The organism is Microcystis sp. M_OC_Ca_00000000_C217Col, assembly GCF_007095585.1.
In the GTDB taxonomy this organism is placed as follows: Bacteria; Cyanobacteriota; Cyanobacteriia; order Cyanobacteriales; family Microcystaceae; genus Microcystis; species Microcystis panniformis.
On record NZ_SFBV01000014.1, the window covers coordinates 1 to 10,594 of the forward strand.

Annotated in this window: 5 protein-coding genes and 2 tRNA genes; 4 read left to right on the plus strand and 3 right to left on the minus strand. The window is 50.1% G+C overall.

All coding sequences use genetic code 11. From position 1 onward, the window contains the following. The first annotated feature begins 273 nt into the window (after positions 1 to 273). The 4 genes from rpsT to EWV66_RS00715 all read left to right on the plus strand — a co-directional run bounded on the left by rpsT (position 274) and on the right by EWV66_RS00715 (position 9,145). Positions 274 to 567 (plus strand): 30S ribosomal protein S20, encoded by a 294-nt coding sequence (gene rpsT, locus EWV66_RS00700; protein WP_002786973.1) that lies wholly within the window; start codon positions 274 to 276, stop codon positions 565 to 567. Positions 568 to 617: 50 nt separating this feature from the next. Then, entirely contained in the window at positions 618 to 1,397 is a 780-nt protein-coding gene (locus tag EWV66_RS00705) for a TatD family hydrolase (protein WP_287109262.1), read from the plus strand. Between the two features lie 212 nt (positions 1,398 to 1,609). Continuing rightward, entirely contained in the window at positions 1,610 to 4,921 is a 3,312-nt protein-coding gene (gene rpoB, locus EWV66_RS00710; RefSeq protein ID WP_287109263.1) for a DNA-directed RNA polymerase subunit beta, read from the plus strand. A gap of 216 nt (positions 4,922 to 5,137) precedes the next feature. Next, positions 5,138 to 9,145 (plus strand): DNA-directed RNA polymerase subunit beta', encoded by a 4,008-nt coding sequence (locus EWV66_RS00715; RefSeq protein WP_052278300.1) that lies wholly within the window; start codon positions 5,138 to 5,140, stop codon positions 9,143 to 9,145. A gap of 189 nt (positions 9,146 to 9,334) precedes the next feature. Here EWV66_RS00715 and EWV66_RS00720 read toward each other — a convergent pair. The 3 genes from EWV66_RS00720 to EWV66_RS00730 form a co-directional block, all read right to left on the minus strand. After that, a tRNA-Pro gene (locus tag EWV66_RS00720) sits at positions 9,335 to 9,408 on the minus strand. A 40-nt stretch (positions 9,409 to 9,448) separates the two neighbouring features. Next, a complete protein-coding gene (locus EWV66_RS00725) occupies positions 9,449 to 9,964 on the minus strand; it encodes a GNAT family N-acetyltransferase (RefSeq protein ID WP_002736326.1) in 516 nt (171 codons plus the stop codon). 106 nt (positions 9,965 to 10,070) lie between these two features. Continuing rightward, positions 10,071 to 10,155 (minus strand) — tRNA-Ser (locus EWV66_RS00730). Between the last annotated feature and the right edge of the window lie 439 nt (positions 10,156 to 10,594).

Below are 10,594 nucleotides of genomic sequence, written 5' to 3' on the forward strand. Positions count from 1 at the left end.
GACTCTGTGTAAGACAGTACATGGTTTTTTAACTGTGGTATGCGACGGTGGTGGAAGCAGAAACTTAAATCGTGAGGTTTAGGAATCGCCGCACTTTTAGGGCGGCGAGGATGTCAACTACACTTCCCCATCTCTGGGAACCTAATCCTGAAAATATCTCTGGGGTTGCCCCACTCCTGTCCAGAAAACTCTTGCAACAAATAGCACAAATCTGTTATCATGGTTTGTCTGTGTCCGGATTAACCATACCAGTATTGAGAACAAGAAACGACTGTGGCTAATACAAAGTCTGCACTCAAACGAGTCCAAATCTCCGAAAGAAATCGTCTACGCAACAAAGCGTACAAGTCAGCCGTAAGAACCCTGATCAAAAAATGTCTTGTCGCCGTCTCGTCCTACGGAGCTAACCCCAGCCCGGAAGGGTTAGAAAGCGCCCAACAAGCTCTGTCAGAAGCTTACAGTAAAATCGATAAAGCCGTCAAGCGCAACGTCTTGCACCGGAACAACGGCGCTAGAAAAAAAGCCAGTTTAGCCAAAGCTTTGCAAAAAGTTAGCCAAGCTTCCTAAGAAACAATTAAGCTGTAATCAGGACAGACGCAACAAGCGATCGGGGGTCGATGCAATTAATAGATACGCACGTTCATTTGAACTTTGACGTTTTGCAAGCCGACTTGCCCGCTATCTCCGAACGTTGGCGAAGTGTGGGAGTCGTTCATCTGGTTCACTCCTGTGTCGAACCGGGGGAATTTGCGGCGATTAAAGCCATTGCTGATCAATTTGAGGAAATTTCCTTCGCCGTCGGTTTACATCCCCTAGATGCCCAAAAATGGCAAGACAACAGTGCCGATCAGATCGAATCCCTAGCCCGATCTGATCGGCGCGTCGTGGCGATCGGAGAAATGGGTTTAGACTTCTATAAAGCGGATAACCAAGAGCAGCAAAAACAGGTGTTTTGGTCGCAATTAGAAATCGCCCATCGTCTCGATAAACCCGTGATTATCCATTGTCGAGATGCGGCCAAAACAATGCGGGAGGAAATCAGCGCCTTTCGGCAACAAGTGGGACAAATTCGCGGCGTGATGCACTGCTGGACTGGCAACCCCGAAGAAACTCAATGGTTTTTAGATTTGGGTTTTTACATCAGCTTTAGCGGCATCGTCACCTTCAAAAACAGTAAAACCGTGCAAGCTGCCGCCCAAATCGTCCCCAGCGATCGCCTACTGATCGAAACCGATTGCCCCTTTCTCTCCCCCAATCCCCACCGCGGTAAACCCTGTGAACCCTCCTTCGTCTTCCACGTGGCCGAAACCGTCGCCCGTCTGCGCGGCTATCCGGTCGAAACCCTAGCCGAACAAACCACCCACAACGCCCGCAACTTATTTCAACTCCCCAGTTAAAAAACATAGTTTATTAGCACAGAGCAGGGAATGGGGAGATGGGGAAATGGGGAAATGGGGGAATTCAACTAAAACCCTAAAACCCCAACACCCTAAAACCCCAACACCCTAAAACCCCATCACCGTTCGGCTGAGCTCACGGCCGAAGCCCATCCCCTCACCGCTCACTGATATCCGACCGTCGCTATCGTGTCATCAGCCCTTGTAACCCTATGAACAATCTTACCTTTAACCTCTTACCCGACCTCATCGAAATCCAACACTCCAGTTTTCGGTGGTTTTTGGAAGAAGGACTGATCGATGAACTGAATAGCTTTTCCCCCATCAGCGACTATACAGGTAAATTAGAACTACATTTCCTTGGCCAGGACTACAGACTCAAAGAACCAAAATACAACGTCGATGAGGCCAAACGACGCGATAGCACCTATTCCGTTCAGATGTACGTTCCCACCCGTTTAATCAACAAAGAAACGGGAGAAAACATCGAACAGGAAGTTTTTATCGGCGATTTACCCCTGATGACCGAACGGGGAACCTTTATCATTAACGGGGCCGAACGAGTCATCGTCAATCAGATCGTCCGTTCCCCCGGTGTTTACTACAAAGCCGAAATCGACAAAAATGGTCGCCGTACCTACTCCGCTTCCCTGATTCCCAACCGAGGAGCTTGGTTAAAATTTGAAACCGACAAAAACGGCTTAGTCTGGGTCAGAATCGACAAAACTCGCAAATTATCCGCCCAAGTTCTCCTGAAAGCGATCGGATTGAGCGATAACGAAATCTTTGACTCCCTACGCCATCCCGAATTCTACCAAAAAACCCTCGACAAAGAAGGCAATCCTAGCGAAGAAGAGGCCCTGCTCGACCTGTACCGCAAACTACGCCCCGGGGAACCTCCCACCGTCACCGGCGGACAACAACTGCTCGAATCGCGCTTTTTTGACAATAAACGCTACGATCTAGGTCGCGTTGGTCGTTATAAACTCAACAAAAAACTACGCCTCAACGTCCCCGATAACCAGCGCGTTCTCACCACCACCGACATCTTATCGGCGATCGACTACCTAATTAACCTCGAATTTGACATCGGCAACACCGACGACATCGACCACCTCGGCAACCGTCGCGTCCGTTCCGTGGGTGAACTGCTCCAAAACCAAGTGCGAGTAGGTTTAAACCGCTTAGAAAGAATCATTCGGGAACGGATGACCGTCAGCGAATCCCAAAACCTCACCCCCGCTTCCCTAGTCAACCCGAAACCCCTAGTAGCGGCGATTAAAGAATTCTTTGGTTCCTCGCAACTCTCCCAGTTCATGGATCAAACCAATCCCCTAGCGGAATTGACCCATAAACGCCGTATTTCCGCCCTTGGACCTGGCGGTCTCACCCGGGAACGGGCTGGTTTTGCCGTGCGCGACATTCACCCCTCCCACCACGGCCGCATTTGTCCGGTGGAAACCCCAGAAGGTCCCAACGCCGGTCTAATCGGTTCCCTAGCCACCTACGCCCGCGTCAACGACTACGGTTTTATTGAAACCCCCTGTTATGCGGTGGAAAATGGCCGAGTCCGCTACGATCTCCCCGTTAAATACCTCACCGCCGACGAAGAAGACGATCTCAGAGTCGCACCGGGAGACGTGGCCACCGATGAAAATGGTTATATCCTCGGCGAAACTATCCCAGTGCGCTATCGGCAGGAATTCTCCACCACCTCCCCCGAACAAGTGGACTACGTTTGTGTTTCCCCCGTCCAAATTGTCTCGGTGGCCACTTCCCTGATTCCCTTCCTTGAACACGACGACGCTAACCGCGCCCTGATGGGGTCTAATATGCAACGACAAGCGGTTCCCCTGCTGCGTCCCGAACGTCCCCTGGTTGGCACTGGATTGGAAGCACAGGCCGCTCGCGACTCCGGCATGGTCATCGTTTCCCGTACCAATGGGGTCGTTTCCTACGTCGATGCTAACCGGATTCGCATCAAAGTGGCGGATGAAGACAAAGAGATTTTTGGCAAGAGCGAGATAGAGTACGAAATTCAGAAGTATCAACGCTCTAACCAAGATACCTGCCTAAATCAGCGTCCTTTAGTCTATCAAGGGGAACAAGTTGTGCCAGGGCAGATCCTCGCCGATGGTTCCGCCACCGAAGGAGGAGAAATCGCCCTCGGCCAGAATATCCTCGTCGCCTATATGCCCTGGGAAGGCTATAACTACGAAGACGCGATTTTAATCAGCGAAAGACTGGTGGCACAAGACACCTACACCAGTATCCACATTGAAAAATACGAAATCGAAGCTCGTCAAACTAAACTCGGACCTGAGGAAATCACCAGGGAAATTCCCAACGTCGGTGAAGATGCCCTGCGAAACCTCGATGAACGAGGCATTATTCGCATCGGGGCCTGGGTAGAAGCCAGCGATATCCTCGTGGGGAAAGTCACCCCGAAAGGCGAATCAGACCAACCCCCCGAAGAAAAACTACTGCGGGCAATTTTCGGCGAAAAGGCCCGGGATGTACGGGATAACTCCCTGCGCGTCCCCAACGGCGAAAAAGGCCGGGTAGTGGATGTGCGGGTATTTACCCGCGAACAGGGAGATGAATTACCCCCCGGGGCCAATATGGTGGTACGGGTTTACGTTGCCCAAAAACGCAAAATCCAAGTGGGCGATAAAATGGCGGGTCGTCACGGCAATAAAGGGATTATTTCTCGGATTCTGCCCCTAGAAGATATGCCCTACCTCCCCGATGGTCGTCCCGTCGATATCGTTCTCAATCCCCTAGGGGTTCCCAGTCGCATGAACGTCGGTCAGGTGTTTGAATGTTTACTGGGTTGGGCTGGCGAAAATCTGGGCGTGCGCTTTAAGATTACTCCTTTTGACGAAATGTATGGGGAAGAAGCCAGCCGTTTGACCGTCCACGGATTGCTAGAAAATGCCTCGAAAAAACCCAATCGTGATTGGGTGTTCAAGGAAGAACACGCGGGCAAAGTCACCGTTTACGATGGTCGCACCGGCGAACCCTTTGACCGTCCCGTTACCGTCGGTATGGCCTATATGTTAAAACTGGTTCACCTAGTTGATGATAAAATTCACGCCCGTTCTACCGGTCCCTACTCCTTGGTTACTCAGCAACCCCTGGGCGGTAAAGCTCAACAGGGAGGCCAGCGCTTCGGAGAAATGGAAGTCTGGGCCCTGGAGGCCTACGGGGCAGCCTATACCTTGCAGGAATTGCTCACGGTGAAATCCGATGATATGCAAGGACGGAATGAGGCTTTAAATGCGATCGTAAAAGGCAAGCCGATTCCCCGCCCGGGTACGCCAGAATCCTTTAAGGTTTTGATGCGAGAATTGCAATCCCTCGGCCTCGATATCGCCGTTCACAAGGTGGAAAATGCCCCCGATGGTACTTCCCGCGATGTGGAGGTGGATCTGATGGTCGATGTCGGTCGTCGCGCCCCCTCTCGCCCCACCTACGAATCTTTAACCACGGAAGACTTTGAGGAAGAAGAATCGGAAGTGTAATTTCAGTGATCAGTAATCAGTAATCAGTTATCAGTGAGAAGTCAGGAGTCAGGAGACAGGAGACAGGAGAGAATTTTCCAGGAAAAAGCAAAAAAAAGGACAGTAAAGTAAAAATTTGCCTATTCCCCGTTCCCTATTTCCTGTTCCCTTTTCTAACTGATAGCTGAATGCTGATGGCTGATAGCTAATAGCTGTTTACTTGTTACTGGGATCGAGATGTTTTATAACCAAACTGTTGACAAAGGAAAACTGAAAAAACTGATCGCTTGGGCCTATCAAAACTACGGTTCGGCGCGCTGTTCACAAATGGCCGATGAATTGAAAAACCTCGGGTTTCGTTTCGCTACCAAAGCAGGGGTTTCCATTAGTGTGGATGATTTAACCGTACCGCCGGCTAAACGACAAATGATCGAAAGTGCCGAACAGGAAATCCGGCAAACCGAACAGCGTTATGTGCGCGGGGAAATCACCGAAGTGGAACGCTTCCAAAAAGTAATTGATACTTGGAATAGTACATCTGAATCGCTTAAAGATGAAGTAATTCGCAACTTCCAAGTGACCGATCCCCTCAACTCCGTCTATATGATGGCTTTCTCTGGAGCGCGGGGCAATATGAGCCAAGTGCGTCAGTTAGTGGGAATGCGGGGATTAATGGCTAATCCCCAGGGGGAAATTATTGACCTCCCGATTAAGACTAACTTCCGGGAAGGATTGACCGTTACCGAATACGTTATTTCCTCCTACGGGGCGCGCAAAGGTTTAGTTGATACAGCCCTACGGACGGCAGATTCCGGTTATCTGACCCGTCGTCTAGTGGATGTGTCCCAAGATGTCATCGTCCGCGAGGCAGATTGTGGCACCAATCGTTACATCGAATTAACCGCCATGACCGATGGCGATCGCGTGTTAATTCCCTTAAGCGATCGCCTATTAGGTCGTTCCTTGGCCGAAGATGTGGTGGTCAAGGGAGAAGTGATCGCCACCCGCAACCAGATTATCGATGATGAAACCGCCGAAAAACTGGGCAAACTGGTCGATAAAATCAAAGTCCGCAGCCCCTTAACCTGTGAAGCAGCCCGCTCAGTTTGCCAAACCTGTTACGGTTGGAGTCTGGCCCACGGTCATCCGGTGGATATGGGGGAAGCAGTGGGGATTATTGCAGCCCAATCGATCGGGGAACCGGGAACTCAGTTAACCATGCGTACCTTCCACACTGGGGGCGTATTTACCGGAGAAGTGGCCCGGCAAGTGCGGAGTCCCTTCGAGGGAAGCGTGCGTTTTCTGCCGGGGTTAAGTATCCGTAACGTGCGAACTCGCCACGGGGATGAACGGGACCAGGTGGAGGCACCGGGGGAAATTAAATTAACACCCAAGGATAAAACTAAAGAAACTGTCACCTACTCTTTGACTCCGGGATCACTGCTATTTGTCACCGATGGGGCAACGGTAAGCGAGGAACAGTTACTAGCGGAAATAACCTCCGATAAAGTCCAAAAATCCACGGAAAAAGCCACAAAAGACGTAACCAGTGACTTAGCCGGCGAGGTGCTATTCTCGCAATTAGTCCCAGAGGAAAAAACCGATCGCCAAGGCAATACCACCCGCATCGCCCAACGGGGGGGATTACTATGGATTCTCTCCGGAGAAGTGTATAACTTGCCAACCGGGGCTGAACCCGTGGTCAGTAACGGCGATCAAGTACAAGTGGGGGATGTTCTAGCGGAAACTAAGTTAGTATCCACTAACGGCGGTTTGGTGCGTTTAGCCCCCAATAGCCGGGAAATCGATATCGTCACCGCTTCCGTGTCTTTGGATCAGGCCGAAGTAAAAGTGGAAAGTAGCGCTGGTCGGGAACAATTTATTATTCATACGGTCGATGGTCAGCGCTTCCTGCTGAAAACCACTCCGGGGACAAAGGTACAGAATCATGCTATTGTCGCCGAGTTAATCGATGATCGCTATCAAACCCACACCGGCGGGATGATTAAATACGTCGATATCGAAGTCGCCAAAGGCAGCCGCAAACAGGGTTATGAAATCACCAAAGGCGGCACGATCCTCTGGATTCCCGAAGAAACCCACGAAGTCAATAAAGATATCTCCCTCTTACAGGTGGAAGATGGGCAGTATGTGGAAGCAGGGGAAGAAGTGGTTAAAGACATCTTCTGTAACTCTAGCGGTGTGGTGGAAGTGATCCAGAAAAATGACATCCTCCGGGAGATTATTGTGAAACCGGGGCTGTTATTTATGGATCTCGAACCAGAATCCTCCGGAATTGCCCAAGAACAGTTAATTTACCCGGGGACACAGTTGACTCCCGAAGTGACGATCGAGGAGTTACGGCAAGCGGAATGGGTGGAAACTAACGAGGGTTTAGGATTACTGCTGCGACCAGTACAGGAGTTCACCGTAGAAGACCAATCCACTTCTCCCACCCAAGGTTCCGCTAACCAAGAAGGAGGACGACATATCGAACTGCGATCGGTGCAGCGCATCTTCTTTAAAGACGGGGAAAGAGTTAAATCCGTCGAGGGTTGTCAACTGATCAGCACTCAATTAGTCCTAGAAATTTCTAGCGAAGAACCAGAATCGGTCTCCCATCTGACGGCCGATATCGAGTTAGAACCGATTGAGGACAGGGATTGTCAGCGTTTACAGTTAGTTATTCTCGAATCTCTGGTGCTGCGTCGGGATAGTGATAATGATCCTTTAGGCGGTAATATTCAGACTCGCGTTCTCGTCCAAGATGGCGATGAAATCCCACCGGGGGCAGTGGTGGCCCGGACTGAGATTCAGTGTAAGGAAGCTGGAGAAATTCGCGGGATTCGCAAGGGTAGCGAAGCGGTACGCCGTCTTTTAATTGTCAGTGACCGTGACGAGTTTATTCTCCCGTTCGCTGTTGCTCCCACCGTCAAAGCTGGGGATCTGGTAATCGCCGAAGCTGAGATCGCTGCCGGAGTTTTAGCCCCCAATTCCGGTCAAGTGCTGGCCGTTGACCAAACCACCACCGGCTATGAAATCCGTCTGCGTAAGGCCCGACCCTACCGAGTGTCGGCCGGGGCGATTCTGCACATCGATGAGGGAGATCTGGTTCAACGGGGCGATAATTTGGTGCTGTTGGTGTTTGAGCGCTCGAAAACTGGGGATATCATTCAAGGTTTACCCAGAATCGAAGAACTGCTCGAAGCCCGCAAACCGAAAGAGGCTTGTGTCTTAGCACGCAAACCGGGAGTTTGTCAAGTGGAGTACCAAGATTCTGAGATTGTCGATATTAAGGTGGTCGAGGATGACGGCACGATCAGTGAATATCCGCTTTTAGGCAGTCAAAACCCCCTGGTGAGCGATAATCAGCGTATCGATGCGGGTCAGGCGTTAACCGATGGTCAGGCTAATCCCCACGAGATTTTAGAGGTGTTCTTTAATTATTATGTGGATAGCTTGGGCAGTTACGAAGCGGCCTTAAAAGCCTTGGAAAAAACCCAGATGTTCCTCGTTGATCAGGTACAGTCGGTTTATCAATCCCAGGGGATCGATATTGCCGATAAACACATCGAAGTTATCGTGCGTCAGATGACCTCTAAGGTGCGGATCGATGACGGCGGCGATACCAGTATGTTGCCCGGGGAATTGTTGGAATTGCGACAGGTGGAGACGGTAAATGAAGCCATGTCAATCACCGGTGGGGCGGCGGCTAAATATACGCCCGTACTACTGGGAATCACCAAAGCTTCCTTGAATACCGATAGCTTTATCAGTGCCGCCTCCTTCCAAGAAACCACCCGCGTCCTCACGGAAGCGGCGATCGAAGGCAAGTCCGACTGGTTACGGGGTCTCAAGGAAAACGTGATTATCGGTCGTCTGATTCCGGCGGGTACTGGCTTTAATTCCCACGAAAACATGGCGGGGATCAGCGATTACACCCCCCCAGAGGAGGAATATAACTACAACAACAATCGTGGTTATTACGCTGCCCCCAGCAGTCCCAGTTTCCCTCCTCGTCCCGGTTTCGGCGATAGTAGTGACGATAGCGATATGATTCTTGACGATCAAACCGCTCGCGCCTACGCTGAGGGTGATGTGGTCGATTTAGAGGATGATGAAATGGCTTTCCTCTCCTCCCGCGGCAGCAGTCGCTTTAGTCGCCAACCCATCAGCGACAGCTGGTCAGAAGCCGATGAGGAAGGGGATGAGGACGATTTCGAGGGGGATTACGAAGAAGAATAATCGTCTGTAGATATCTTAAAAGGAGGAGTGGCCGGAAAAACCCTTGTTATTCTCCAAAAACCTCCTCCTTCTCTCCCCAAACTCCCTACTTTTCCCGCTAACTCACCAGAGTTTGGCAATAAAAAAAGGCAGCCTTTCTTGTCAACCGGAAAGGAGACAAAGTAAGGATTTGAAGAATTTTCTCTCCAGTCGGGATGACAGGATTTGAACCTGCGGCATCCTGCTCCCAAAGCAGGCGCGCTACCAAGCTGCGCTACATCCCGAAGTAAACTCTTTTTTTAGTATAGCCTAAGAGCCGCATTCTTAATCGGGATACCAAAACATCCCTTTGATACCTTCGGGATCGAGAACAAAACCGAGACGACGATAGAAATCCACCACCTGCGGATCGGCGAAAAGAGTTATATTACTGATGTCCTCACCCCGCAACTTCCTGATCATAAATTTCATTAATGCTTTACCAAAGCCTTTACTTTGATAGTGAGGATGAACAACCACATCCCAGACTGTAGCATTAAAAGCGTGATCGGAAGTGGCACGAGCAAAACCCACTAAACGACGGCGATTACCTCGCACTTCCCACATCGACACGACTAAAAAACTACATTCGATCGCCTTTTTAACTTTGCGTAAAGGACGACGGGCCCAACCTACCGAGTCACAAAGTTCTTCTAACTCATATAGGTCTAGCTCTCGATCGGTACTAAAAAACACTCGCGTCTGTCCGAGGTCATTCTGGGCAACCTCTACCAAGTCTCCCGAATAGTCAGGTGATGCAGTGACTTCCGAGCTATTAAACAATCTTTTCCAAAAAACCATGCCGGGGGGCTACTGCCTCAATATTATCCTTTTAGCCTAGTATATTTTATTTTCCCCTCTCTAAGAACAATCGGGCAACCGGAGTCCAAATTTGATTGGTTGAGTACGGAGAGGGTGGGATTTGAACCCACGAACCATTGCTGGTTACTCGATTTCAAGTCGAGCGCAATCGACCACTCTGCCACCTCTCCAAGGCAGTACAGGATTACATTCTATCATTAGAACTCTTGCATAAATCAAAAAATTTTCCGCAAATGCAGGGAAAAGGGTTGCATATTAGACCTCTTGCAGAAATCAAAAATCGTTGTTAGGGTTGAGAGTCAGTAGCCATTAGTCAGTAGTCAGGAGAATTAAGAATGAATAATAATCAATTAAATCGTCTATTTACATATTTTTAGCGTTGGCTGAATAAATCTGTTGGTGGAGTCAGGAGTCAGTAGCCGGTCGTCAGTAGCCGGTCGTCAGTAGCCGGTCGTCAGGAGTCAGGAGATAGGAGATTATTTTATTTATTCTCCCCACACCCGTTACAGTAGAGCAGGAAGTCGCCTTCCCACCCCCTGCTTCAAAACCGGACTTACGACTTTCGCCGTATCCGGCTCCTGAGTAACTAGGCTACTGTCATTAGTAGAA